This is a genomic window from Streptomyces sp. NPDC048606, from assembly GCF_040650855.1.
Lineage (GTDB): Bacteria > Actinomycetota > Actinomycetes > Streptomycetales > Streptomycetaceae > Streptomyces.
This window is the reverse complement of the sequence record NZ_JBEZIB010000042.1, coordinates 31,887-55,475: the sequence shown is the minus strand read 5'-3', so window position 1 is coordinate 55,475 and position 23,589 is coordinate 31,887. Positions and strand designations below refer to the sequence as shown.

Annotated in this window: 25 protein-coding genes; 17 read left to right on the top strand and 8 right to left on the bottom strand. The window is 72.4% G+C overall.

Features of this window, described 5'->3' with window-relative positions:
* Positions 1 to 89 precede the first annotated feature (89 nt).
* The 3 genes from AB0D01_RS33830 to AB0D01_RS33820 form a co-directional block, all read right to left on the bottom strand.
* A complete protein-coding gene (locus AB0D01_RS33830) occupies positions 90 to 884 on the bottom strand; it encodes a DsbA family protein (protein ID WP_363062111.1) in 795 nt (264 codons plus the stop codon).
* 52 nt (positions 885 to 936) lie between these two features.
* Positions 937 to 1,626, bottom strand: coding sequence for a hypothetical protein (locus tag AB0D01_RS33825; RefSeq protein WP_363062109.1), 690 nt, complete (start codon positions 1,624 to 1,626; stop codon positions 937 to 939).
* Between the two features lie 83 nt (positions 1,627 to 1,709).
* Positions 1,710 to 3,035: a DUF2252 domain-containing protein gene (locus tag AB0D01_RS33820; protein WP_363062107.1), complete on the bottom strand. Its 1,326-nt coding sequence runs from the start codon at positions 3,033 to 3,035 to the stop codon at positions 1,710 to 1,712.
* Between the two features lie 168 nt (positions 3,036 to 3,203).
* Here AB0D01_RS33820 and dnaE point away from each other — a divergent pair, with 168 nt between their 5' ends.
* The gene (gene dnaE / locus AB0D01_RS33815; RefSeq protein ID WP_363062105.1) at positions 3,204 to 6,746 is read left to right on the top strand and encodes a DNA polymerase III subunit alpha; all 3,543 of its coding nucleotides are present in this window, start codon (positions 3,204 to 3,206) and stop codon (positions 6,744 to 6,746) included.
* An 80-nt stretch (positions 6,747 to 6,826) separates the two neighbouring features.
* On the opposite strand, the gene AB0D01_RS33810 is transcribed toward dnaE, so the two are convergent.
* Complete coding sequence (locus tag AB0D01_RS33810) at positions 6,827 to 6,991, bottom strand: hypothetical protein (RefSeq protein ID WP_363062103.1); 165 nt, start codon at positions 6,989 to 6,991, stop codon at positions 6,827 to 6,829.
* Between the two features lie 224 nt (positions 6,992 to 7,215).
* On the opposite strand from AB0D01_RS33810, the gene AB0D01_RS33805 reads away from it, so the two are divergent.
* From AB0D01_RS33805 to AB0D01_RS33790, 4 genes are all read left to right on the top strand, one after another.
* Positions 7,216 to 8,532, top strand: a complete 1,317-nt coding sequence (locus AB0D01_RS33805; RefSeq protein WP_363062101.1) for an NYN domain-containing protein — start codon at positions 7,216 to 7,218, stop codon at positions 8,530 to 8,532.
* A 94-nt stretch (positions 8,533 to 8,626) separates the two neighbouring features.
* Complete coding sequence (locus tag AB0D01_RS33800; protein WP_363062134.1) at positions 8,627 to 9,598, top strand: ABC transporter ATP-binding protein; 972 nt, start codon at positions 8,627 to 8,629, stop codon at positions 9,596 to 9,598.
* On the top strand, positions 9,595 to 10,365 hold the full coding sequence (locus tag AB0D01_RS33795; protein WP_363062099.1) for an ABC transporter permease: 771 nt from the start codon (positions 9,595 to 9,597) through the stop codon (positions 10,363 to 10,365). Before AB0D01_RS33800 ends, AB0D01_RS33795 begins: the two co-directional genes overlap by 4 nt.
* A 34-nt stretch (positions 10,366 to 10,399) precedes the next feature.
* Positions 10,400 to 11,038: a hypothetical protein gene (locus AB0D01_RS33790; RefSeq protein ID WP_363062097.1), complete on the top strand. Its 639-nt coding sequence runs from the start codon at positions 10,400 to 10,402 to the stop codon at positions 11,036 to 11,038.
* A 74-nt stretch (positions 11,039 to 11,112) separates the two neighbouring features.
* Here the strand turns inward: AB0D01_RS33790 and ybaK are convergent, their stop codons facing one another.
* The 3 genes from ybaK to AB0D01_RS33775 all read right to left on the bottom strand — a co-directional run bounded on the left by ybaK (position 11,113) and on the right by AB0D01_RS33775 (position 14,049).
* Positions 11,113 to 11,607: a Cys-tRNA(Pro) deacylase gene (ybaK, locus tag AB0D01_RS33785; protein ID WP_363062095.1), complete on the bottom strand. Its 495-nt coding sequence runs from the start codon at positions 11,605 to 11,607 to the stop codon at positions 11,113 to 11,115.
* A gap of 77 nt (positions 11,608 to 11,684) precedes the next feature.
* On the bottom strand, positions 11,685 to 12,425 hold the full coding sequence (locus AB0D01_RS33780; RefSeq protein WP_363062093.1) for an LON peptidase substrate-binding domain-containing protein: 741 nt from the start codon (positions 12,423 to 12,425) through the stop codon (positions 11,685 to 11,687).
* Between the two features lie 34 nt (positions 12,426 to 12,459).
* Positions 12,460 to 14,049, bottom strand: a complete 1,590-nt coding sequence (locus AB0D01_RS33775; protein WP_363062091.1) for an oxidoreductase — start codon at positions 14,047 to 14,049, stop codon at positions 12,460 to 12,462.
* A gap of 125 nt (positions 14,050 to 14,174) precedes the next feature.
* Here AB0D01_RS33775 and hisD point away from each other — a divergent pair, with 125 nt between their 5' ends.
* From hisD to hisF, 8 genes are read left to right on the top strand one after another with little or no spacing between them, the layout of a single operon-like run.
* Positions 14,175 to 15,506 carry a histidinol dehydrogenase gene (gene hisD, locus AB0D01_RS33770; protein WP_363062089.1) on the top strand — a complete coding sequence of 444 codons (1,332 nt, stop codon included), beginning with the start codon at positions 14,175 to 14,177 and terminating at the stop codon, positions 15,504 to 15,506.
* A complete protein-coding gene (locus AB0D01_RS33765; RefSeq protein ID WP_363062087.1) occupies positions 15,503 to 16,618 on the top strand; it encodes a histidinol-phosphate transaminase in 1,116 nt (371 codons plus the stop codon). The genes hisD and AB0D01_RS33765 overlap by 4 nt, the downstream gene beginning before the upstream one ends.
* Positions 16,615 to 17,208, top strand: a complete 594-nt coding sequence (gene hisB / locus AB0D01_RS33760) for an imidazoleglycerol-phosphate dehydratase HisB (protein ID WP_266577736.1) — start codon at positions 16,615 to 16,617, stop codon at positions 17,206 to 17,208. Before AB0D01_RS33765 ends, hisB begins: the two co-directional genes overlap by 4 nt.
* A 2-nt stretch (positions 17,209 to 17,210) precedes the next feature.
* On the top strand, positions 17,211 to 17,378 hold the full coding sequence (locus tag AB0D01_RS33755; protein ID WP_363062085.1) for a hypothetical protein: 168 nt from the start codon (positions 17,211 to 17,213) through the stop codon (positions 17,376 to 17,378).
* Positions 17,375 to 18,025: an imidazole glycerol phosphate synthase subunit HisH gene (gene hisH / locus AB0D01_RS33750; protein WP_363062083.1), complete on the top strand. Its 651-nt coding sequence runs from the start codon at positions 17,375 to 17,377 to the stop codon at positions 18,023 to 18,025. Before AB0D01_RS33755 ends, hisH begins: the two co-directional genes overlap by 4 nt.
* The gene (priA, locus tag AB0D01_RS33745; RefSeq protein ID WP_363062081.1) at positions 18,025 to 18,765 is read left to right on the top strand and encodes a bifunctional 1-(5-phosphoribosyl)-5-((5-phosphoribosylamino)methylideneamino)imidazole-4-carboxamide isomerase/phosphoribosylanthranilate isomerase PriA; all 741 of its coding nucleotides are present in this window, start codon (positions 18,025 to 18,027) and stop codon (positions 18,763 to 18,765) included. The genes hisH and priA overlap by 1 nt, the downstream gene beginning before the upstream one ends.
* Entirely contained in the window at positions 18,762 to 19,142 is a 381-nt protein-coding gene (locus AB0D01_RS33740; RefSeq protein WP_363062079.1) for a RidA family protein, read from the top strand. The genes priA and AB0D01_RS33740 overlap by 4 nt, the downstream gene beginning before the upstream one ends.
* Complete coding sequence (hisF, locus tag AB0D01_RS33735; protein ID WP_363062077.1) at positions 19,139 to 19,894, top strand: imidazole glycerol phosphate synthase subunit HisF; 756 nt, start codon at positions 19,139 to 19,141, stop codon at positions 19,892 to 19,894. Before AB0D01_RS33740 ends, hisF begins: the two co-directional genes overlap by 4 nt.
* 59 nt (positions 19,895 to 19,953) lie before the next feature.
* On the opposite strand, the gene AB0D01_RS33730 is transcribed toward hisF, so the two are convergent.
* Entirely contained in the window at positions 19,954 to 20,586 is a 633-nt protein-coding gene (locus AB0D01_RS33730) for a TIGR03085 family metal-binding protein (RefSeq protein WP_363062075.1), read from the bottom strand.
* An 83-nt stretch (positions 20,587 to 20,669) separates the two neighbouring features.
* Between AB0D01_RS33730 and hisI the strand changes: the two genes are divergently transcribed.
* The 4 genes from hisI (at position 20,670) to AB0D01_RS33710 (ending at position 23,557) form a co-directional block, all read left to right on the top strand.
* Entirely contained in the window at positions 20,670 to 21,035 is a 366-nt protein-coding gene (gene hisI / locus AB0D01_RS33725) for a phosphoribosyl-AMP cyclohydrolase (protein ID WP_363062073.1), read from the top strand.
* Between the two features lie 16 nt (positions 21,036 to 21,051).
* On the top strand, positions 21,052 to 22,542 hold the full coding sequence (locus AB0D01_RS33720; protein ID WP_363062072.1) for an anthranilate synthase component I: 1,491 nt from the start codon (positions 21,052 to 21,054) through the stop codon (positions 22,540 to 22,542).
* 14 nt (positions 22,543 to 22,556) lie between these two features.
* The gene (locus AB0D01_RS33715; protein ID WP_363062070.1) at positions 22,557 to 23,195 is read left to right on the top strand and encodes a TIGR02234 family membrane protein; all 639 of its coding nucleotides are present in this window, start codon (positions 22,557 to 22,559) and stop codon (positions 23,193 to 23,195) included.
* 110 nt (positions 23,196 to 23,305) lie between these two features.
* On the top strand, positions 23,306 to 23,557 hold the full coding sequence (locus AB0D01_RS33710; RefSeq protein WP_363062068.1) for an HGxxPAAW family protein: 252 nt from the start codon (positions 23,306 to 23,308) through the stop codon (positions 23,555 to 23,557).
* The last annotated feature ends 32 nt before the right edge of the window (positions 23,558 to 23,589 follow it).

The window sequence follows — 23,589 nt, the reverse complement described above, 5'->3', positions numbered from 1 at the left end:
GAGTTCACCCGCCCGTTCACGGCCGGTCCCCGCGGGCCCCGCCGGAAGTCGCCCGCCGGCGGGGAGGCGCCGGTCGGACCGAGGAGCCGTCAGCCGGCGAGAGCCTTGTCGATCGCCGCCGTGAAGGCCTCCGCCGTCTGCGGCGTCTCGATCTTCTTGCCGTCCATCTTCAGCGTCGGGGTGCCCTTCACGTCCGAGGCGTTGAAGGCCTTCGACATCTCCATCGCCCACCGGTCGTACGTGCCGTCCTCGACGGCCTTCTTGAACTCGGCGTTGCCCTTGAGCGCCGGAACCGTGTCCGCCACCTTCAGCAGGTACTCGTCCTTGCCGAAGCTGTCCACGGTCTCCTCGGGGTGCAGCTCCTTGGAGTACAGGGCCCCCTTGTACTCCAGGAACGCCTGCGGGCTCACGTTCAGCGCCGCGCCCAGCGCGCTCAGGGCGTTCTTCGAACCCTCGCCCTTGGCCATGTTGTCGATGAAGGTCGCGCCGTAGTAGCGGAGCTTGTACTTGCCCGCCTCCACGTCCTTCTCGACCTGCTCGCCCACCGCCTGCTCGAACTGCGCGCACGCCGGGCAGCGCGAGTCCTCGTAGAGCTCCAGGGTCTTCTTCGCCTCGGCCTTGCCTATGACGACCGTCGTGCCCTGGTCGCCCTCGGTGTTCTTCGGCTTGACCAGGGTGGCCTCGGCGGCCTTCTCCCAGTACGACGGCTGGTTGGCCTGCACGACGGCGTAGCCGACGCCGCCCGCCAGGGCCAGGACGCCGACGACCGCGCCGGCCACGACCAGCTGCCGCCGGGCGCGGTCCTTCTTGGCCTGCTTCTCGCGCTCGACGCGCAGCTTCTCGCGGGCCGCCTGCTTGTTGGCCTGGCTGTTGCGTGCACTCATGGTGGTCTCCGTGGGAGGTGGGACAAAGGGGAGGGGTACTGCCGTACGGGGTTCAGACGCCTACGAGCGCCGCGCGTACGGGAGGTCCCCGCCGTCCCACGGAATGGGCCGGGAAGCGGGTACGGGCCACCGCGCCCGGCAGGAACGGCCGCAACGCGCGCCCGGCCCGACCGACGGGCACCGCCACCGAGGCCACCGCGAGCCGCAGCGGCCGGAACGCGCTCGCGGCCACCGCGCGCAGCAGCCGCGTCAGCGCCCGCTCGCCGTGCCACAGCCACGCCGCGCCCAGCAGCCCGACCGTGACGTGCGCCCCCAGCAGCAGCCAGGGGGTCCACGGTCCGGGAGCGGCCAGCAACGCGGCCGGATCGCCGGCGGGCCCGGCGACCTCGGCCAGGGACCGCCCCAGCGGAACGCCCCCGCACAGCTCCTCCAGGCCCATGGCGCGCAGCGGGCCGGACACCGGCCCGCCGGCGGGCCCGTAGCAGACGTGCTGTCCGGCGGTGAAGACCGTGTCGGCCGCCAGCTCCAGCGGCACCAGCAGACCGGCGGTCCGGCCGAAGCCGCGCCGCCCGCCGCCCAGGGCGAAGGCGATCACGAAGACGGAGGCGAAGGCCCCGCCGATCAGGGCGGGCGGCAACGGGACCCGCGACATGAGCACGTGGGAGCCGGCGGAGAGCAGCACGACGAGCGCGCTGAACAGCGCGGCCCGTAGCCCCCTCGGTCCGATCCCTGATATGTCCATCGCCGCGAGTCTGCCATGTGAACCTGTGGATCCGGGGCCCGGGCCCCGCACCGGGCGGGACCCTCGGCCGGATCCGCGGGGGCCTACGGCGTGATCCGACCGTTGCGGAAGAGGTCCACGAAGATCTGGTGGTCGGTGCGCGCCCGCGCCCCGTAGGCGTGCGCGAAGTCCACGAGCAGCTCGGCGAAGCCCTCCTCGTCGGCGGCGATGGCCGCGTCGATGGCCCGCTCGGTGGAGAAGGGGACCAGGGACTGGCCGCTCTCCGCCTCGTCGGCCGACGCGTGCATGGTCGCCGTCGCCCGGCCGAGGTCCGCGACGACCGCCGCGATCTCCTCCGGGTCGTCCAGATCGGACCAGTCCAGGTCCACCGCGTACGGCGAGACCTCGGCCACCAGCTGCCCGGCGCCGTCCAGCTCCGTCCAGCCCAGCCACGGGTCGGCGTGCGCCTGGAGGGCCCGCTGGGAGATCACCGTGCGGTGGCCCTCGTGCCGGAAGTACTCGCGCACCGCGCGGTCGGTGATGTGCCGCGACACCGCCGGCGTCTGCGCCTGCTTGAGGTAGATCACGACGTCGTTCTCCAGGGCGTCGCTGTGGCCCTCCAGCAGGATGTTGTACGAGGGCAGGCCGGCCGAGCCGATGCCCACGCCCCGCCGGCCCACCACGTCCTTGACCCGGTAGGAGTCCGGGCGCACCAGCGACTCCTCGGGCAGGGTCTCCAGGTACCCGTCGAAGGCGGCCAGCACCTTGTAGCGGGTCGCCGCGTCCAACTCGATCGCCCCGCCGCCGGGAGCGAAGCGGCGCTCGTGGTCGCGGATCTCCGTCATCGAGTCCAGCAGGGAGAAGCGGGTGCGGGAGCGGGCGTCGCGCAGGGCGGCCAGGAGCGCCCCGTCCGCGGTGTCCAGGGTGAAGGAGGGGACCTCCTCGTGCTTGGCGCCGGCGGCCAGGTGGTGGATGCGCTCCCGGTAGGCCGCCGCGTAGATCCGTACCAGCTCGGTGATCTGTTCGTCACTGAGCGCCTTGGTGTAGCCGATCAGGGCGACGGAGGCGGCGAAGCGCTTCAGGTCCCAGGTGAAGGGGCCGACGTAGGCCTCGTCGAAGTCGTTGACGTTGAAGACGAGGCGTCCGTTCGCATCCATGTACGTGCCGAAGTTCTCGGCGTGCAGGTCGCCGTGGATCCACACCCGGCCGGTCCGCTCGTCCAGGTAGGGGCCGCCGTGCCGGTCGTGTTCGAGGTCGGCGTAGAAGAGGCAGGCGGTGCCCCGGTAGAAGGCGAAGGCCGAGGCCGCCATCTTGCGGAACTTCACCTGGAAGGCGGCGGGGTCAGCCGCCAGCAGCTCACCGAACGCGGTGTCGAACACGTCGAGTATCTGCTCGGCGCGCTGCTCGTCGGTCGTCTCGGGTACCGCCATGGCGGAGGCCTCCTGGTGCACGGGCTGTACAGGTTCTGTCCGGGGGACGCCGCAGGGGCGCCCCCGGTTCTGCAACGGCTGACGGTACCCCCGCGTGCCCGCGATCTGTCACCGCGCCGACGTAGACTTCGAGGCTGCCCCCCTCTCTCCCCCCGGAGGTCTGCCGTCGTGACCAAGACGCCGTTCACGCACCTGCACGTCCACACCCAGTACTCGCTGCTGGACGGTGCCGCGCGGCTGAAGGACATGTTCAACGCGTGCAACGAGATGGGCATGACGCACATCGCGATGTCCGACCACGGCAACCTGCACGGGGCGTACGACTTCTTCCATTCCGCCCAGAAGGCCGGGATCACCCCGATCATCGGCATCGAGGCGTACGTCGCCCCCGAGTCCCGCCGCAACAAGCGCCGCATCCAGTGGGGCCAGCCCCACCAGAAGCGCGACGACGTGTCCGGCTCCGGCGGCTACACCCACAAGACGATCTGGGCGGCGAACGCCACCGGCCTGCACAACCTCTTCCGGCTGTCCTCCGACGCCTACGCGGAGGGCTGGCTCACGAAGTGGCCCCGCATGGACAAGGAGACGATCAGCCAGTGGTCCGAGGGGCTGATCGCCTCCACCGGCTGCCCCTCCGGCGAGCTCCAGACCCGACTGCGCCTGGGACAGTTCGACGAGGCCCTGAAGTCCGCCTCCGAATACCAGGACATCTTCGGCAAGGACCGCTACTTCCTGGAGCTGATGGACCACGGCATCGAGATCGAGCGCCGGGTCCGCGACGGCCTGCTGGAGATCGGCAAGAAGCTCGGCATCCCGCCGCTGGTCACGAACGACTCCCACTACACGTACGCCAGCGAGGCCGGCGCCCACGACGCCCTGCTGTGCATCCAGACCGGCAAGAACCTCTCGGACCCCGACCGCTTCCGCTTCGACGGCTCCGGCTACTACCTGAAGTCGACCGACGAGATGTACGCGATCGACTCCTCGGACGCCTGGCAGGAGGGCTGCGCCAACACGAAGCTGGTCGCGGACCAGATCGACACCGAGGGCATGTTCAAGTTCCGGAACCTGATGCCGAAGTTCGACATCCCGGACGGCTACACCGAGGTGACGTGGTTCCGCGAGGAGACCATGCGCGGCATGCACCGCCGCTACCCCGGAGGCATTCCGGACGACCGGATGAAGCAGGCCGAGTACGAGATGGACACCATCATCTCGATGGGCTTCCCCGGCTACTTCCTCGTGGTCGCCGACTTCATCATGTGGGCCAAGAACCAGGGCATCGCGGTCGGCCCCGGCCGAGGCTCCGCGGCCGGCTCGATCGTCGCCTACGCCATGGGCATCACCGACCTCGACCCGCTCACCCACGGCCTGATCTTCGAGCGCTTCCTCAACCCCGAGCGCGTCTCCATGCCCGACGTCGACATCGACTTCGACGAGCGTCGGCGCGTCGAGGTGATCCGGTACGTGACCGAGAAGTACGGCGCCGACAAGGTCGCCATGATCGGCACCTACGGCACCATCAAGGCCAAGAACGCGATCAAGGACTCCGCGCGCGTCCTCGGCTACCCGTACGCCATGGGCGACCGCCTCACCAAGGCCATGCCCGCCGACGTCCTCGGCAAGGGCATCCCGCTCTCCGGCATCCTCGACCCCGCGCACCCCCGCTACGGCGAGGCCGGCGAGATCCGCGGGATGTACGAGAACGAGCCGGACGTGAAGAAGGTCATCGACACCGCCCGCGGCGTGGAGGGCCTGGTCCGCCAGATGGGCGTGCACGCCGCCGGCGTGATCATGTCCAGCGAGACGATCACCGACCACGTGCCCGTCTGGGTGCGCCACTCCGACCAGGTGACCATCACCCAGTGGGACTACCCGAGCTGCGAGTCGCTCGGCCTGCTGAAGATGGACTTCCTCGGCCTGCGCAACCTCACGATCATGGACGACGCCGTCAAGATGGTGAAGGCCAACAAGGGGATCGACATCGACCTCCTGGCCCTGCCGCTCGACGACCCCAAGACCTTCGAACTGCTCGGCCGCGGCGACACCCTCGGCGTCTTCCAGTTCGACGGCGGCCCCATGCGCTCCCTGCTGCGCCTGATGAAGCCCGACAACTTCGAGGACATCTCCGCCGTCTCGGCCCTCTACCGGCCGGGCCCGATGGGCATGAACTCGCACACGAACTACGCCCTGCGCAAGAACAAGCAGCAGGACATCACCCCGATCCACCCCGACCTGGAGAAGCCCCTCGAAGAGGTGCTCGCGGTCACCTACGGCCTGATCGTCTACCAGGAGCAGGTGCAGAAGGCCGCCCAGATCATCGCCGGGTACTCGCTGGGCGAGGCCGACATCCTGCGCCGCGTGATGGGCAAGAAGAAGCCCGAGGAGCTGGCGAAGAACTTCACCATCTTCCAGGCGGGCGCCCGCAAGAACGGCTACACCGACCAGGCCATCCAGGCGCTCTGGGACGTCCTGGTGCCCTTCGCCGGCTACGCGTTCAACAAGGCCCACTCGGCCGCGTACGGCCTGGTCTCCTACTGGACGGCCTACCTCAAGGCGAACTACCCCGCCGAGTACATGGCCGGCCTCCTCACCTCGGTCAAGGACGACAAGGACAAGTCCGCGATCTACCTGAACGAGTGCCGCCGCATGGGCATCAAGGTGCTCCCGCCGAACGTGAACGAGTCGGAGTCCAACTTCGCCGCCCAGGGCGACGACGTGATCCTCTTCGGCCTCACCGCCGTGCGCAACGTCGGTCAGAACGTCGTCGAGTCGATCATCAAGACCAGGAAGGCCAAGGGGAAGTACTCCTCCTTCCCCGACTTCCTCGACAAGGTCGAGGCCGTCGTCTGCAACAAGCGCACCGTCGAGTCGCTGATCAAGGCCGGCGCCTACGACGAGATGGGACACACCCGCAAGGGCCTGGTCGCCCACCACGAATCGATGATCGACAACGTGGTCGCCGTCAAGCGCAAGGAGGCCGAGGGACAGTTCGACCTCTTCGGCGGAATGGGTGACGAGACGGCCGGCGACGAGCCCGGCTTCGGACTCGACGTGGAGTTCTCCGACGTCGAGTGGGAGAAGTCCTACCTGCTCGCCCAGGAGCGCGAGATGCTCGGCCTCTACGTCTCCGACCACCCGCTGTTCGGCCTCGAACACGTGCTGTCCGACAAGACCGACGCCGGCATCTCCCAGCTGACGGGCGGCGAGCACTCCGACGGCGCCGTCGTCACCATCGGCGGCATCATCTCCGGCCTCCAGCGCAAGATGACCAAGCAGGGCAACGCCTGGGCCATCGCCACCGTCGAGGACCTGGCCGGCTCCATCGAGTGCATGTTCTTCCCCGCGACCTACCAGCTCGTCTCCACCCAGCTGGTCGAGGACACGGTCGTCTTCGTCAAGGGCCGCCTGGACAAGCGCGAGGACGTGCCCCGCCTGGTCGCGATGGAGATGATGGTCCCCGACCTCTCCTCGGCCGGCACCAACGCCCCCGTCGTCCTCACCATCCCCACGGTCAAGGTCACCCCGCCCATGGTGACCCGACTGGGCGAGATCCTGCGCCACCACAAGGGCAACACCGAGGTCCGCATCAAGCTCCAGGGCCCGCGCACCACCACCGTGCTGCGCCTCGACCGCCACCGGGTCCAGCCCGACCCCGCCCTCTTCGGCGACCTCAAGGTGCTGCTCGGTCCGTCCTGCCTGGCCGGCTAGACCTTCGGCCCCCAGGGGCCCCACCCACGCGCGAGGGCTCGCCCGGCACTGCCGGGCGAGCCCTTCCGCGTCGACGGACCTCAGTTGTGGCCGAACTTCTTTTCCTTGCGCTTGTGGGCCATGTCCATCGGACTCGGCGCCGACGACGCGGGCATCGACTCGGTCTCCGAAGTGCCCTTGCCCGTATCCTGCCCGGAGCGCGGCTGCTGCTTCGCGGGCTGCTTCTGGTTCTTGTTCTTGGCCATGGAATGCCTCCGTGGGGTGTGTAGGGACCAGGGCCGCCTTCACACTCACACACCCCCACAAAGCCCGCATTTTGGATCATTGCCGGCCGGGGTGAAGGCCTCTTCACCCCGCCCGCGCGAGATCCGCCACGCCGATGATCGAGTTCCGGCCGTCAACACCCTTGCGGTCGGGCAGACTCGGGGCATCCGCCGCAAGAACAGCATGAGGACCCCCGGGGAAGAGGGTGGAACGCGTGGACCGTTGCGTCGTCCTGGTGGACGCCGGATACCTGCTCGGCGCCGCCGCCAGCCTCCTCGCCGGAGAGCCCTCCCGCTCCCGCATCACCGTCGACCACGCCGCCCTCATCCAGGGCCTGCGCGAACGCGCCGAGGCCGACACCGCCCAGCCGCTCCTGCGCATCTACTGGTTCGACGGGGCACCCGACCGGGTGCCGCAACCCGAGCACCGGCGGCTGCGGGTCATGTCCCGCGTCACCGTCCGCCTCGGCGCCCTGACCCGAAGCGACGGCCGCTGGGCGCAGAAGGGCGTCGACGCCGCCATGCACGCCGAGCTGACCGAACTGGCCCGCAACCGGGCCTGCTCCGACGTGGTCCTCGTCACCGGCGACGGCGACCTGCTCCCCGGCCTGATGTCCGCGAAGGAACACGGGGTCGCCGTCCACCTGTGGGCCGTCCAGGCCGCCGACGGGGACTACAACCAGTCCGAGGACCTCGTCGCCGAGGCCGACGAGCGCAGCGTCCTGGACCGCGCCTGGATCACCCGCGCCGTCCGCGCCCGCGACCTCGCCGGACTCTGCTCCCCGCCGCCCGCCCCGCGCCCCGAGATCGCCGCGATCCTCTCCGCGCCGCTGCCCGAGGCCGCCCTCGCCGAGGCCGCCCGCAACGGCGCCCCCACCACCCCCCGCACCCCGCCGAACGGAGCGCCCGTACCGGCGCCCGCCACCGAGGCCGCCAAACCCGTCCCCACCCCCAAGGACCTCGCCGTCCTGCGCGCCCCCGGCCAGGCCGCGCCGGCCGCGCCCGGCGGCCACCAGGGCGCCAACGGGAACAGCCCGGCCGGCAGCGCCCTGCGCTGGTCCTCCGACAAGGGCTGGATCGACCGCGCCGGCCCCCTCGGCGAACCCGCCGAGACGGCCTCCCTGCCCACCCTCGCCCAGCTCACCAGCGCCGAACAGCGCTGGGCCGACCGCGAGGAGGACATCACCACCGTCGGCGGTGACCCGTTCGAGGTCGGCCAGGTGTTCGCCCGGCGCTGGATGGAACGCCTCCCCGAGACCGTCCACCTCCAGAAGCTGGCCACCATGTACCCGCGCGTCCCGCACCGCATCGACGGGGAGCTGCTGCGCTACGCCGCCCGCTTCGGCCTGCTCGCGCACAAGGACGACCAGATCGACGAACACGACCGCTACGCCATCCGCGCCGGGTTCTGGCGGGAGATCGACGTCCGCGCCGCCGCCGACCACGTCCCCGCCCCACCGGCCGCCCCCGCCGCCCCGGGGACGACGCTTCCGGCCGGCCCGGCCACCCCGGCGGCCGAGTAGGGGTGGAAGCCGCGTAGGCTGCTCCCTCGTGAGTACGGGCACAGCACAGGCGGGAAACACCACGGCAGAGGGCGCCGGATCGGCCCCCGACGTGGTGTGCGCGGTGCGTGACCTGGTCAAGACGTACCCCGCCGTACGGGGCAGGCGCGGGGCCCCCGCCCTGCCCGAGGTCCGCGCCACCGACGGGATCTGCCTGGAGGTCCGGCGCGGGGAGGTCTTCGGCCTGCTCGGCCCCAACGGCGCCGGCAAGTCCACCCTGGTCCGCCAGCTGACCGGACTGCTGCGGCCCGACTCCGGCACCGTGACCCTGCTCGGGCACGACCTCGTACGCCACCCCGAGCGGGCGGCCCGACTCCTCGCCTACCTCGGACAGGAGTCCACCGCCCTCGACGAGCTGACCGTCTCCCTGGCCGCCGAGACCACCGGCCGGCTGCGCGGGCTCGGCGCCCGCGAGGCGCGGACCGCGCGGGACGAGGTCCTGGAGGAGCTCGGGCTGACCGAGATCGCCGCACGTCCCCTGAAGAAGCTGTCCGGCGGCCAGCGGCGCCTCGCCTGCTTCGCCGCCGCGCTCGTGGGGGAACGGCCCGTCCTGGTCCTCGACGAACCCACCACCGGCATGGACCCGGTGGCCCGCCGGGCCGTGTGGGACGCCGTGGACCGGCGCCGCGCGCGGCACGGGGCCACCGTCCTCCTCGTCACCCACAACGTCATCGAGGCCGAGACCGTCCTCGACCGGGTCGCCGTCGTCGACCAGGGCAAGGTCATCGCCTGCGACACCCCCTCCGGACTCAAGGCGAAGGTCTCCGGAGAGGTCCGCCTGGAGCTGGTGTGGCGCACCGGGCCCCCGCTCGACGTGCCCGAGGTCGCGGACCTGGCCCCCCGGGCCGCCGAGTCCGGACGCAAGTGGGTGCTGCGGCTGACACCGGACGAGGCCCGCGCCGCGGTCGCCGCCGTCACCGGAGGGCCGGCCTTCGCCGCCCTCGACGATTTCACGTTGGCCACGCCGAGCCTGGAGGACGTCTACCTCGCGCTGGGTGGACGGATGAAGGGTCTGGTCAAGTCGTGACCACCACCGCTGTCGGTGTCCTCGCCCCGAGGGCACGGCTCCTGCCCGCCCTGGCGGCCGTCTACCGGGCCCAGCTGTCCCGCGCCCGGGTGGCGCGGATCCCGCTGCTGTTCGTGGCGACCTTCCAGTCCGTCGGCATCATGATCCTCATGCGGGGCGTCGTGGACGGCGGCTCCGAGGCCCGCGCCGTCGTCGCGGGCTCCTCGGTCCTCGTCGTCGCCTTCGTCGCCCTGAACCTGCTCGCGCAGTACTTCGGCCAGCTCCGGGCCGGCGGCGGCCTCGACCACTACGCCACCCTGCCCGTGCCGCCCGCCTCGGTGGTGCTGGGCGCGGCGGGCGCGTACGCCTCCTTCACGCTCCCCGGGACCCTGGTCACGGCCGTCTTCGGCTGCGTGCTGTTCGGGCTGCCCATGGGCGGGCTGTGGATCCTGGCCGCCGTCGTACCGCTGGCCGGCGCCGCGCTCGCCGGGCTGGGCGCCGCGCTCGGGCTGCTCGCCCCGCGCCAGGAGCTGGCCACCCTGGCCGGACAGCTCGGCATGTCCGCCGCGCTGCTGCTCGGGGTGCTGCCCGCCGAGCGGATGCCCGAGGTCGTCGTCTGGGCCCGGGACCTGCTGCCGTCCACGTACGGGGTGGAGGCCTTCGCGGAGACCTTCGCCCCGCACCCCGACTGGGCGGCCGTCCTGGTCGACCTCGGGGTGTGCGCCGGGGTCGGCGTCCTGTCGTTGGCGGTCGCCACCTGGGCGTACCGCCGGGCGGCGGTCCGCTGACGCCTCCCCGCGGGTTACCTGGCACGATGTGGGGGTGACCGAAGCCGTGACCCCCTCCCCGTCCCCCTTCGACGCGCCACCGCTCCCGCCGGAGCCGGACTCCGACGCGGGCATCACCGCGACGGACGTCCGTGACGGGGCGGCCGTGGCCCTCGTGGTGGGCGTGACCGGGGTGTTCCTCGGACTGCTGTGGGCCTGGCTCGCGCCCCGCGTCGGCTACGTCTCCAACGGCGAGGCCGTCTTCCTGCGCAACACCGAGAGCGAGGCGCGGATCGGCGCCGACGGCACGTTCTTCCTGCTGGCGCTCGGCTTCGGCGTCCTGAGCGGGGTCGGCGTCTTCCTGTGGCGGCGGCGCGGGGGAGTGCCGCTGGTGATCGGACTGGCCCTCGGCGCGTGCTTCGCCTCGCTGGTGGGCTGGCGCCTCGGCCTGTGGCTCGGCCCGGACCGCGACCTCCTCGCGGCGGCGGCCAAGGCCGGCAAGGGCGTCCCCTTCGACGCCCCGCTCCAGCTCCTCGCCCACGGGGTGCTGCTCGTGTGGCCGATGGCGGCCGTCGTCGTCCACCTCGCCCTGACGGCCCTGTGGTCGCCGCGCGAACCCGTCAAGGGCGCCGACCACTACGGCGTGTACCCGCCGCCGCACGTCCACGCGGACCGCCCGTCCTCCTCGTCCTGAGTTCCGGCAGTCCGGCAGTCCGGGAGCCCCGGAGCCCGGCAGTCCCGATGACGCCGCCCCGCCGGCGCGGCCCGTCAGGCGCGGGCGATGGGGGCCAGCGTGGCCGAGGTGAGGCCGGCCAGGTCCGCGGGGGACAGCTCGACCTCCAGGCCCCGGCGGCCCGCCGACACGCAGATGGTCGCGTGCGCGTCCGCCGACGCGTCCAGGACCGTACGCAGCCGCTTGCGCTGCCCCAGCGGGGAGATCCCGCCCCGGACGTAGCCCGTGGTGCGCTCCGCCGCCGCCGGGTCGGCCATCACGGCCCGCTTGCCGCCCAGGGCCACCGCGAGGGCCTTCAGGTCGAGGGAGCCCGACACCGGGACCACCGCCACCGTCAGCGCCCCGTCGACCTCGGCGACCAGGGTCTTGAAGACCTGGGCGGGGGAGACCCCGAGCGCCTCGGCGGCCTCCTCCCCGTACGAGGGGTGGGCGGGGTCGTGCTCGTAGGCGTGCGTGGTGAAGGGGACGCCGGCGGCGGTCAGGGCCACGATCGCCGGCGTGCCCGCCGTCTGCTGCTTCTTCTTCGCCATCTCGCCCGTTCGTCGCTCGGTTCGGCCGGTTCGGCCGGTTCGGTGGGTGGGGTGGGTGCGGCTCGGGTCCGGCCGGGTCAGTTCGGACTCGTCGGGCTGCGGGTCAGGTCCACCGCCGGCAGGGACGGCAGGTGACGGATCACCGCGGTCTCCGCGCGCAGCAGCTTCAGCTCCTCCGCCAGCCGCGTCGCCGTGTCCGGGGCCTGGAGCAGGCGCTGCTTGGACGGGATGTCCAGCACGGCCGCCGCCGCCACCAGGTACGACACCACCGACGGCTCGTCCGGCAGCTCCGGCGGCGCGCTCAGGGTCCGCTCCCGGGCCCCCGCCAGCCGCTTCTGGTAGCTGCGGAAGGCCCGCAGCACCCCCTCCGACAGGGCTCCCGCCCCGTCGCCCGGGTCCTCCGCCAGCTCCTCCAGCTCCGCCACGAGGAAGGGCCCCGAGGCGTCGACCGACAACAGCCGCACCCGGGTCGTCCCGGTGGCCAGGACCTCGAAGCTGCCGTCCTCCCGCTCCCGGATCGTCGCCGCGTCCGCGACGCAGCCCACCCGGTGGAACGCCTGGATCGGGTCCGCGCCGAAGCCCGCCGTCGGGCCCCGCTCGGGCAGGGCCGTCTGGTCGGGCAGACCCGGCGCGGTCGGGGCGACCTCCCGCCCGTCGCGGATGGCGACGACGGCGAAGCGGCGCGGTGCGTCGTCGGCCGACTTCAGCAACTCGCGCATCATGGCGCGATAGCGCTCCTCGAAGACGTTCAACGGAAGCACGAGGCCCGGGAACAGCACCGAGTTCAGCGGGAAGAGTGGCAGGCGAACGGTGGTCACGAGGCACAGGGTAGTGGCCGGACGGCCCGAGCCGTCACCCCCGCCTCAGCAGCCGCGACGCCCCGGCCGCCACCGTCGTGGCCAGGATCCACCCCAGGATCACCAGAGCCGCCGCGCCCCACTGCCAACCGCCCTCCGGCTTCCACTGGCCCTCCTGCCCGAGATCGATCACCGGCAGCAGCAGATCGAGCGCGTACAGAGCGGCGTTCCAGTGCGGGTGCTCGTCCGCCTTGATCGGGGCCGGCCGGTGGCCCAGGAAGAGGACCGCCCCCGCCGCCCACAACACCGCCATCCACAGCGCCGCCCGCCCCGGCCGGTACCCGTAGGCCACCGTCCAGTCCTGGAGGTACCCCCAGGCCCTCGCCGCCGGGGCCAGGCCGGCCCGGCGGCGCCGCTGCTTGGCGAGCAGCACCTCGCGGGCGTCGGAGTCCTCGCCGCCGGCCCGCAACACCGCCGCCAGCCGCTCGTACGGCTCGGGCGAGTACTCGGTCGTGGCCGCCTCCACCCACTCCAGGCGGCGGGCGAGCGGGAAGTGGCCCCGGGGCGCGAGGTTCTCGTAGACGAACCCCTCCATCGCCACCCGGCCCGGGCCCGGCCAGCTCGTGGAGCGGTCGACGAGCTTGTCGACCTTCGCCCCCGAGACCACCACCCGGCCCTGCGCCGGCGCCTCCCCGACGAAACGGAACTCGGGCGTCTGCATCCGGCGCAGCGAGACCTCCTGGTCCGGCCGCAGCTCGAAGCGGGCCCCGTAGAAGTCCACCGAGTCACCGAAACGCCCGTCGTCCAGACGCAGCCCGCCCCGGCACTCGAAGGCCTGCGCCGGCCCGCCGCGGGTCGGGGTGCGCCCCCAGTCGTACGGGCGGGCCGGATCGCCCGTCGAGGGCGCCAACGCGATCGAGGTCAGGTACAGGGTCCGCTCGACGGTCAGCGTCGGGGCGTTCAGGGCGCGCCGGCCGTCCGGGTTGCGCAGCCGGGCCCCGCGCAGGCTCATCGACACGCCGACCTTCGCCCCGCGCAGACTGACCTCCCCGTGGGTCTCCAACATGTCCGCCTGGAAGTCCTGCGCCACCGACAGCCCGTCCGCCGCGATGGCCCGCCCCCGGTTGTCGCGCCGCACCACGGCATGGCTGACCAGCAGGTCGGTGCCGATCTGCGCGTCGGTCAGCCGGATGCCGCGCGCCACCCGGCAGTGCGCCAGGTGCAGGTCCCCCTCGGTGTGCAGCCGGGCCGCGTCCAACCGGGGGAGCGCGCAGTCGTCCAGCCGCAGCGTGTTGAAGCGGGTCTCGGACAGCTGCACCTCGCGGTCGAAGCGACAGGCCCGTATCTCCACGTACGGCTCCACCGTGCCCCCGGACAGGTTCAGCTGCCCCGTGATCCGCGCCCCGCGCAGCTTCAGCGACGCGACCCGGCCGGGTACGGGCGTCGGCCCGGCCAGCAGCAGGAGCGCCACCACCTCCGCCCGGACGGTGCGCTCGGGGCCCCACTGCGGGCCCGCGTGCGGGTCGTCCAGGCCCGCGACGTGCGCGCCGAGGTCACAGACGCCGCCGGTGCGGAACGCCTGCCACAGGCGGTGCTCCGGATCGGTCAGATCCCCCGGTCTTCCGTCCCCGTACGGATCGGTCATGGCGGCCCCCCTCCGCTGCGATTCACGCGTAGGGGAACGCTAAGGGGCGGCGGTGACATCCGGGACGTGTATCAGCCAGTGATACGGGCGGACGGTGGCGGTGGGCGGTCTGAGAGAATTGGGAGGTGATCTCTCGTATCGACCTGCGCGGTGACACCCTCCCCGAGGGTGGCGCCCTGCGCGATCTGCTGCCCCGTGCCGAGTTCGACGTGGAAGCCGCCCTGGACAAGGTGCGGCCCATCTGCGAGGACGTCCATCATCGTGGCACGGCGGCGCTGATCGAGTACGCGCGGAAGTTCGACGGGGTCGAGCTCACGCGGGTCCGGGTGCCCGCGGAGGCCATCGCGGCCGCCCTGGAGCAGCTGGACCCGGCCGTCCGCGCCGCCCTGGAGGAGTCGATCCGGCGGGCCCGGATCGTGCACCGGGGCCAGCGCCGCGGCGAGCACACCACCCAGGTGGTCCCCGGCGGCACCGTCACGGAGAAGTGGGTCCCCGTCGAGCGCGTGGGCCTGTACGCCCCCGGCGGCCGCTCCGTGTACCCGTCCTCCGTCGTGATGAACGTCGTCCCGGCGCAGGAGGCGGGCGTCGAGTCGATCGCGCTCGCGTCCCCGCCGCAGAAGGAGTTCGGCGGCCTGCCGCACCCCACCATCCTGGCGGCGTGCGCGCTGCTGGGCGTGGACGAGGTGTACGCGGTCGGCGGCGCGGTGGCCGTCGCGATGTTCGCGTACGGCACCACGGGCCCCGACGGCTGCCCGCCGGTGAACATGGTGACCGGCCCCGGCAACATCTGGGTCGCCGCCGCCAAGCGCTACTTCACCGGCCGGATCGGCATCGACACCGAGGCCGGCCCGACCGAGATCGCCGTCCTCGCCGACTCCACCGCCGACCCGGTGCACGTCGCCGCCGACCTGATCAGCCAGGCCGAGCACGACCCGCTGGCCGCCGCCGTCCTCGTCACCGACTCCGAGGAGCTGGCCGCGGCCGTCGAGAAGGAGCTGGAGCCGCAGGTCGCCGCGACCAAGCACGTCGAGGACCGGATCAGGCCCGCCCTCGCCGGCAGGCAGTCCGCGATCGTGCTCGTCGACGACCTGGAGGACGGCCTCAAGGTCGTCGACGCGTACGGCGCCGAGCACCTGGAGATCCAGACCGCCGACGCCGCCGCGTGGGCCGCCCGCGTCCGCAACGCCGGCGCGATCTTCGTCGGCCCCTGGGCCCCCGTCTCCCTCGGCGACTACTGCGCCGGCTCCAACCACGTCCTGCCCACCGGCGGCTGCGCCTGCCACTCCTCGGGCCTGTCCGTGCAGTCCTTCCTGCGCGGCATCCACATCGTCGACTACACCCGCGACGCCCTCGCCGAGGTCACCCACCACGTGGTCACCCTCGCCGAGGCCGAGGACCTGCCCGCGCACGGCGCCGCCCTGAAGGCCCGCTTCGGATGGAAGGTGCCCACCGCATGACCGCCGGCTTCGGCATCGACGACCTCCCCATCCGCGACGAACTGCGCGGCAAGAGCCCCTACGGCGCCCCGCAGCTCGACGTACCCGTACAGCTCAACACCAACGAGAACCCCTACGAGCTGCCCGAGCCCCTCGTCCGGCGCATCGCCGAACGCGTCGCCGAGGCCGCCCGCACCCTCAACCGCTACCCCGACCGGGACGCCGTCGAGCTGCGCACCGAGCTGGCGAAGTACCTCACCCGCACCGGCGGGCACCCCGTCGGCCGGGAGAACGTCTGGGCCGCCAACGGCTCCAACGAGGTCCTCCAGCAGCTGCTCCAGACCTTCGGCGGCCCCGGCCGCACCGCGATCGGCTTCGAGCCCTCGTACTCGATGCACGCGCTGATCGCCCGGGGCACCGGCACCGGCTGGATCTCCGGCCCGCGCCGCGACGACTTCACCATCGACGTGGCCGCCGCCGAGCGGGCCATCGCCGAGCACGCGCCCGAGGTCGTCTTCATCACCTCGCCCAACAACCCCACCGGCACGGCGGTCGAGGCCGAGACGGTCCTCGCCCTCTACGAGGCCGCGCAGCGCGCCAAGCCCTCCCTGGTGATCGTCGACGAGGCGTACGTGGAGTTCAGCCACCGCGACTCGCTCCTGCCCCTCATCGAGGGCCGCCCCCACCTGGTGGTCTCCCGGACCATGTCCAAGGCCTTCGGCGCGGCCGGCCTGCGCCTGGGCTACCTCGCCGCGCACCCCGCCGTGGTCGACGCCGTCCAGCTGGTGCGCCTGCCGTACCACCTGTCCGCCGTCACCCAGGCGACCGCGCTGGCCGCCCTGGAGCACACCGACACCCTCCTGGGCTACGTCGAGCAGCTCAAGGCCGAACGCGACCGCCTCGTCACCGAGCTGCTCGCCCTCGGCTTCGAGGTCACCGCCTCCGACGCGAACTTCATCCAGTTCGGGAAGTTCGACGATTCCCACACCGCATGGCAGAAGATCCTCGACCGGGGCGTCCTGGTCCGGGACAACGGCGTACCGGGGTGGCTGCGCGTCACCGCCGGAACCCCCGCAGAGAACGACGCGTTCCTGGAAGCGGTTCGCGCACTGAAGAAGGAGCAGCACGCATGAGCCGCATCGGACGGGTCGAACGGACCACGAAGGAGACCTCGGTCCTCGTCGAGATAAACCTCGACGGCACCGGCAAGGTCGACGTCTCTACGGGCGTGGGCTTCTACGACCACATGCTCGACCAGCTCGGCCGCCACGGCCTCTTCGACCTCACGGTCAAGACCGACGGCGACCTGCACATCGACAGCCACCACACCATCGAGGACACCGCGCTCGCGCTCGGCGCCGCCTTCAAGCAGGCCCTCGGCGACAAGGTCGGCATCTACCGCTTCGGCAACTGCACCGTGCCCCTGGACGAGTCCCTCGCCCAGGTCACCGTCGACCTGTCGGGCCGCCCCTACCTCGTGCACACCGAGCCCGAGAACATGGCGCCGATGATCGGCTCGTACGACACCACGATGACCCGGCACATCTTCGAGTCCTTCGTGGCGCAGGCCCAGATCGCCCTGCACATCCACGTCCCGTACGGCCGCAACGCCCACCACATCGTGGAGTGCCAGTTCAAGGCCCTCGCCCGGGCCCTGCGCTACGCCGCCGAGTTCGACCCGCGCGCCGCCGGGATCCTGCCCTCCACGAAGGGCGCCCTCTAGCCGTGAACGGCCTCAACACCATCCTGATCGTCCTCGGCCTGTTCCTGGCCGGGGGCGTCTACTCCTTCCAGAAGCAGAAGATGCCCAAGTCGGTGATCATCCTGCTCGCCCTCGGCTCCGCGATGTGTCTCGCCGCCGGAGTCCTGCGAATCCAAGGAATCTGGGAATGAGCGCAGCCCGCCCCACCAAGAACGTCGTCGTCTTCGACTACGGCTTCGGCAACGTCCGCTCCGCCGAGCGCGCCCTCGCCCGCGTCGGCGCGAACGTCGAGATCACCCGCGACTACGACAAGGCCATGGACGCCGACGGGCTGCTGGTGCCCGGCGTCGGCGCCTTCTCCGCCTGCATGGAGGGCCTCAAGGCCGCCCGCGGGGAATGGATCATCGGCCGTCGGCTGTCCGGCGGCCGGCCCGTCATGGGCATCTGCGTCGGCATGCAGATCCTCTTCGAGCGCGGCATCGAGCACGGCGTGGAGACCGAGGGCCTCGACGAGTGGCCCGGCACCGTCGGCCCGCTCAAGGCCCCCGTCGTCCCCCACATGGGATGGAACACCGTCGAGGCGCCCGCCGACAGCCAGGCCTTCGCCGGTCTCGACGCCGACGCCCGCTTCTACTTCGTGCACTCCTACGCGGCGCACGACTGGAGCCTCGAGGTCACCAACCCCAGGATCAAGGGCCCGAAGGTCACCTGGGCCACGCACGGCGAGCGCTTCGTCGCCGCCGTGGAGAACGGGGCCCTGTGGGCCACCCAGTTCCACCCGGAGAAGTCCGGTGACACCGGCGCCCAGCTCCTCACCAACTGGATCGAGACCCTGTGATGACCGCACGCACCCTTGAGCTCCTCCCCGCGGTCGACGTCCGCGACGGGCAGGCCGTACGCCTCGTCCACGGCGTCTCCGGCAGCGAGACCTCCTACGGCTCCCCGCTGGAGGCCGCCCTCGCCTGGCAGCGCGCCGGCGCCGAGTGGCTGCACCTCGTCGACCTCGACGCCGCCTTCGGCACCGGTGACAACCGCGCCCTGGTCGCCGAGATCACCCGCGCCATGGACATCAAGGTCGAGCTGTCCGGCGGCATCCGCGACGACGCCTCGCTGGCCGCCGCCCTCGCCACCGGCTGCACCCGCGTCAACCTCGGCACCGCCGCCCTGGAGACCCCCGAGTGGGCCGCCAAGGCCATCGCCGAACACGGCGACAAGATCGCGATCGGCCTCGACGTGCGCGGCACGACCCTCAAAGGCCGCGGCTGGACCAGCGAGGGCGGCGACCTCTACGAGACCCTGGCCCGCCTGGACTCCGAGGGCTGCGCCCGCTACGTCGTCACCGACATCGGCAAGGACGGCACGCTGACCGGCCCCAACCTGGAGCTGCTGCGCAACGTCTGCGCCGCCACCGACCGGCCCGTCGTCGCCTCCGGCGGCATCTCCTCGCTCGACGACCTGCGCGCGCTGTCCGAGCTGGTCCCGCAGGGCGTCGAGGGCGCCATCGTCGGCAAGGCCCTGTACGCCAAGGCCTTCACCCTGGAAGAAGCCCTGAACGTCACGAAGGCAGGCTCCGCATGAGCTCCGTACGTCGCATCTCCTCAGGCGGCCCCTACGAGGACGTCATCGGCTACTCCCGGGCCGTGCGGCTCGGCAACGGCCTCGTCCTCGTCTCCGGCTGCACCGCCGGCGACGCGGGCGGCCCGTACGACCAGACGGTGGCCGCCTTCGGCGTGGCCTTCAAGGCCCTCGCCCAGGTCGGTCTCGGCCCCGAGGACGTGGTCCGCACCCGCATGTACCTGACGCACGCCCGTGACGTCGACGAAGCGGGCCGCGCCCACAAGCTGCTCTTCGACGCCGTCCGCCCCGCCGCGACCATGCTGATCGTCTCCGGCTTCGTCGACCCGAGCATGGTCGTCGAGGTGGAGGTCGAGGCCTACCGGGAGCCGTCCGCATGAGCCTCGCCGTACGCGTGATCCCCTGCCTGGACGTGGACAACGGCCGCGTGGTCAAGGGCGTCAACTTCCAGAACCTGCGCGACGCCGGTGACCCGGTGGAGATGGCCAAGCTCTACGACGCCGAGGGCGCCGACGAGCTGACCTTCCTCGACATCACCGCCTCCTCCGGCAATCGCGAGACCACCTACGACGTGGTGCGCCGCACCGCCGAACAGGTCTTCATCCCGCTGACGGTGGGCGGCGGCGTCCGTACCGCCGAGGACGTGGACAAGCTGCTGCGGGCCGGCGCGGACAAGGTGGGCGTCAACACCGCGGCCATCGCCCGCCCGGAGCTGATCCGGGAGATCGCCGAGCGCTTCGGCCGGCAGGTGCTCGTCCTGTCGGTCGACGCCCGCCGCACCGCCTCCGGCTCCTTCGAGGTGACCACCCACGGCGGTCGCCGGGGCACCGGCATCGACGCCGTCGAGTGGGCGCACCGCGCCGCCGAACTGGGGGCGGGGGAGATCCTGCTCAACTCGATGGACGCCGACGGCACCAAGGACGGCTACGACACCGAGATGATCACCGCGGTGCGCCGGCACGTCACGGTCCCGGTGATCGCCTCCGGCGGCGCCGGGAAGCTGGAGCACTTCGCCCCGGCGATCGACGCGGGCGCCGACGCGGTGCTGGCCGCCTCGGTGTTCCACTTCGGCGACCTGCGGATCTCCGAGGTCAAGTCGGTCCTGCGCGAGGCCGGCCACCCCGTCCGCTGACACCGGCCGCGCTCTCCCGGGCCCACCCCCGCGCGGGGTGGGCCCGGCGCGCGGACCGCTCAGATCCCGAGCGCGGCCGCCGTCAGCGCGGCGATGGAGTCCTTGTCGCCGTCCAGCTCCACCGCGGCGGCGGCCTGCCGGCCGAAGCAGAAGAGGGTCAGCTCACCGGGCTCCCCGGTCACCGTGACCACCGGGGCGCCCTTGTGCGCCACCGCCGTCCGGCCGTCGGGGCGGCGCAGCACCAGCCCCACGGGGGAACGTCGCCCCGTCAGCCGGGCCAGCTTCTCCAGCCGGGACCACAGGGCGTCCGAGAACACCGGGTCCAGCTCGCGCGGGGACCAGTCGGGCTGCGCCCGCCGCACGTCCTCGGCGTGCACGAAGAACTCCACCGCGTTGGCCGCCTCGTCGATCTGCTTCAGCGCGTAGAGCGACATCGAGGGCGGGCCGGTGCGGATCAGCCGGACCAGTTCCCCGTACGGCTTGGCCGTGTACTCCCGCATCGCCTTGTCCAGGCGGGCCTTCAGCACGTTCAGGAGCAGGCCGCCCGCCGCGTCCGGCCGGCGTTCGCGGACGACCACGTGCGCCGCCAGGTCCCGCGTGCTCCAGCCCTCGCACAGCGTCGGCGCCTCCGGGCCCGCCGCCTCCAACAGGTCCGCCAGCAGCAGGCGTTCTCGCTTCGCATGGGTAGACATGGCCGCAAGCGTACGACCGGCCGCCACGATCCGCCGCCCATCAGGCGGACAACCCTCCGTGGACACACCCATCACGCGGCACAATGATCCCCATGAGTACGTCCTCCCTCGACCCCGCCGTCGCGGCCCGCCTCAAGCGCTCCGCGGACGGCCTGATTCCGGCCATCGCCCAGCAGTACGACACCGGTGAGGTGCTCATGCTCGGCTGGATGGACGACGAAGCCCTGCACCGCACCCTGACCACCGGCCGCTGCACCTACTGGTCGCGCAGCCGCCAGGAGTACTGGGTCAAGGGGGACACCTCCGGCCACTACCAGCACGTGAAGTCCGTCGCCCTCGACTGCGACGCCGACACCGTGCTCGTCAAGGTCGACCAGGTCGGCGCCGCCTGCCACACCGGCGCCCGCACCTGCTTCGATGCCGATGTCCTGATCAGCGCCGCCGACTAGGTAGGGTTCCCACCCCATGGATCTCGATACGTTCCGCAAGCTCGCGGCCGACCGCCGTGTCATCCCCGTGAGCCGCAAGCTCCTGGCCGACGGCGACACCCCCGTCGGGCTCTACCGGAAGCTGGCCGCCGAGCGCCCCGGCACCTTCCTCCTGGAATCCGCGGAGAACGGCCGGTCCTGGTCCCGCTACTCCTTCGTCGGAGTCCGCAGCGCCGCCACCCTCACCGTCCGGGACGGCGCCGCCCACTGGATCGGCACCCCGCCCGTCGGCGTCCCCACGGACGGCGACCCCCTCGAAGCCCTGCGCGCCACCGTCGAGGCCCTGCACACCCCCCGCGACCTCGCGGGCGGCATGCCCCCCTTCACCGGCGGCATGGTCGGCTACCTCGGCTACGACATCGTCCGCCGCCTGGAGCGCATCGGCGACCACGCCGAGGACGACCTGCGCCTGCCCGAGCTGACCATGCTCCTCACCTCCGACCTGGCGGTCCTCGACCACTGGGACGGCACCGTCCAGCTCATCGCCAACGCGATCAACCACAACGACCTCGACACCGGTGTCGACGAGGCCCACGCCGACGCCGTGGCCCGGCTCGACGCGATGGAGGCCGACCTCGGCCGCCCCGCGCCCTACGTCCCCGCCGCGCTGCCCGACTCCGAGCTGCCCCCCTTCACCGCCCGGTGGGGCGGCGAGGACTACCACGTCGCCGTCGAGGACATCAAGGAACGCATCCGGGCCGGCGAGGCCTTCCAGGTGGTGCCCTCGCAGCGGTTCGAGACCCCCTGCGAGGCCTCGGCCCTGGACGTCTACCGGGTCCTGCGGGCCACCAACCCGTCCCCGTACATGTACCTCTTCCGCTTCGAGAACGGCTTCGACGTCGTCGGCTCCAGCCCCGAGGCCCTGGTCAAGGTCGAGGACGGGCGGGCGATGGTCCACCCGATCGCGGGCACCCGCCACCGCGGCGCGACCCCGCAGGAGGACCACGACCTCGCCGAGGAGCTGATGGCCGACCCCAAGGAGCGGGCCGAGCACCTCATGCTCGTCGACCTGGGCCGCAACGACCTCGGTCGGGTCTGCGAGCCGGGCTCCGTCGAGGTCGTCGACTTCATGAGCATCGAGCGCTACTCGCACGTCATGCACATCGTCTCCACCGTCACCGGCCGGGTCGCCGAGGGGCGCACCGCCTTCGACGTGCTCACCGCCTGCTTCCCCGCCGGCACCCTCTCCGGGGCCCCCAAGCCGCGCGCCATGCAGATCATCGAGGAGCTGGAGCCCTCCCGGCGCGGCCTGTACGGCGGCTGCGTCGGCTACCTCGACTTCGCCGGGGACTCCGACACCGCCATCGCCATCCGCACCGCGCTGCTGCGCGACGGGACGGCGTACGTGCAGGCCGGCGCCGGGGTCGTCGCCGACTCGGTGCCCGAGCTGGAGGACGCCGAGTGCCGCAACAAGGCCTCCGCCGTGCTCCGCGCCGTGGCAGCGGCGAACCGCCTCCACCGCGGCTGAGGGCGTAGGGGATAGTGGGGTACGTGAGTGCCACACCCCACCCCCCCAACGAAGCCGAGGCCGCCGAGACCCGCGGGAGCCGCCGCAGCGTGGCCGTCGCCCTGCTGCTCGGCGCGCTCGGCGCCACCGTCGTCCTGCTGGCCTCCGGCCGGGTCTGGGCCCGGGGCAGCGCCGCCGTAGGAGGCGGCTCGCTCCCGGTGTCCGCCGACGGTCAGGCCGTCACCGGCCTCCCGGCGGCCCTGGCCATCGTCGGGCTCGCCGCGCTCGTCGCGGTGTTCGCCGTACGGGGCCCCGGCCGGCTGGTGGTCTCCGCGCTGCTCGCGCTGAGCGGCCTGGGCGCCGCCCTGGCGGCCCTGGCCGGCGCCGACGACCACCGGGCCCTGGACGAACGGGCCGCCACCGCCACGGCCGACACCGCCGCCCGGGTGGCGGAGCCGATCCACACGGTGTGGCCGTACGTGGCCGCCTCCGGCGCCCTGCTGATCCTGTGCGCGGGCCTGCTGGCCCTGCGCTTCGGCCGGGACTGGCCGGCCATGGGCGGCCGCTACGAGCGGGACGGCAGCCCCCGCTCCCGCAGGCCCGCCGCGGTGGACCCGGACCGGCCCGAGGACCTGTGGAAGGCGCTCGACCGCGGCGAGGACCCCACCCGCTGAGGATTCCACCCGCGCCGCGACCACCCGCCGGCGAATCCCGCGGGCCGGTGCGGGACAATGAGACCGAGCGTGCGCTACCGCACGCGCGACAGAGCAACGAGGAGCAACTCATGGCGGGCACGAGCCACGGACACACCCCGGCCGCCTGGACCGGTGTCATCATCGCCTTCATCGGTTTCTGCGTCTCCGGCGCCTTCATGGTGCTGGCGAACCCGCTCGGGTTCTGGGCGGGTCTCGTCGTCGTCGCGATCGGCGGAGTCGTCGGCCTCGCGATGCGTGCCGCGGGCATGGGTGCCCCGAAGGCGACCCACCGCGACCTGGCCGAGGTCATCGCCGCCAACCGGGCCACCGCCAAGGTCTGAGCGCGATCCCCGAGGTTCGAAAGGCGCGGCCC

Excerpts from the sequence above, each read along its gene's own strand:
- AB0D01_RS33730 (WP_363062075.1), bottom strand. The coding sequence starts at position 20,586 with ATGTCTACCCATGCGAAGCGAGAACGCCTGCTGCTGGCGGACCTGTTG.
- hisH (WP_363062083.1), top strand. The coding sequence starts at position 17,375 with ATGAGCGCAGCCCGCCCCACCAAGAACGTCGTCGTCTTCGACTACGGC.
- AB0D01_RS33825 (WP_363062109.1), bottom strand. The coding sequence starts at position 1,626 with ATGGACATATCAGGGATCGGACCGAGGGGGCTACGGGCCGCGCTGTTC.
- AB0D01_RS33810 (WP_363062103.1), bottom strand. The coding sequence starts at position 6,991 with ATGGCCAAGAACAAGAACCAGAAGCAGCCCGCGAAGCAGCAGCCGCGC.
- ybaK (WP_363062095.1), bottom strand. The coding sequence starts at position 11,607 with ATGGCGAAGAAGAAGCAGCAGACGGCGGGCACGCCGGCGATCGTGGCC.
- hisF (WP_363062077.1), top strand. The coding sequence starts at position 19,139 with ATGAGCCTCGCCGTACGCGTGATCCCCTGCCTGGACGTGGACAACGGC.
- hisB (WP_266577736.1), top strand. The coding sequence starts at position 16,615 with ATGAGCCGCATCGGACGGGTCGAACGGACCACGAAGGAGACCTCGGTC.
- AB0D01_RS33830 (WP_363062111.1), bottom strand. The coding sequence starts at position 884 with ATGAGTGCACGCAACAGCCAGGCCAACAAGCAGGCGGCCCGCGAGAAG.
- AB0D01_RS33765 (WP_363062087.1), top strand. The coding sequence starts at position 15,503 with ATGACCGCCGGCTTCGGCATCGACGACCTCCCCATCCGCGACGAACTG.
- hisI (WP_363062073.1), top strand. The coding sequence starts at position 20,670 with ATGATCCCCATGAGTACGTCCTCCCTCGACCCCGCCGTCGCGGCCCGC.
- AB0D01_RS33820 (WP_363062107.1), bottom strand. The coding sequence starts at position 3,035 with ATGGCGGTACCCGAGACGACCGACGAGCAGCGCGCCGAGCAGATACTC.
- priA (WP_363062081.1), top strand. The coding sequence starts at position 18,025 with ATGACCGCACGCACCCTTGAGCTCCTCCCCGCGGTCGACGTCCGCGAC.
- AB0D01_RS33710 (WP_363062068.1), top strand. The coding sequence starts at position 23,306 with ATGGCGGGCACGAGCCACGGACACACCCCGGCCGCCTGGACCGGTGTC.
- AB0D01_RS33740 (WP_363062079.1), top strand. The coding sequence starts at position 18,762 with ATGAGCTCCGTACGTCGCATCTCCTCAGGCGGCCCCTACGAGGACGTC.
- AB0D01_RS33720 (WP_363062072.1), top strand. The coding sequence starts at position 21,052 with ATGGATCTCGATACGTTCCGCAAGCTCGCGGCCGACCGCCGTGTCATC.
- AB0D01_RS33775 (WP_363062091.1), bottom strand. The coding sequence starts at position 14,049 with ATGACCGATCCGTACGGGGACGGAAGACCGGGGGATCTGACCGATCCG.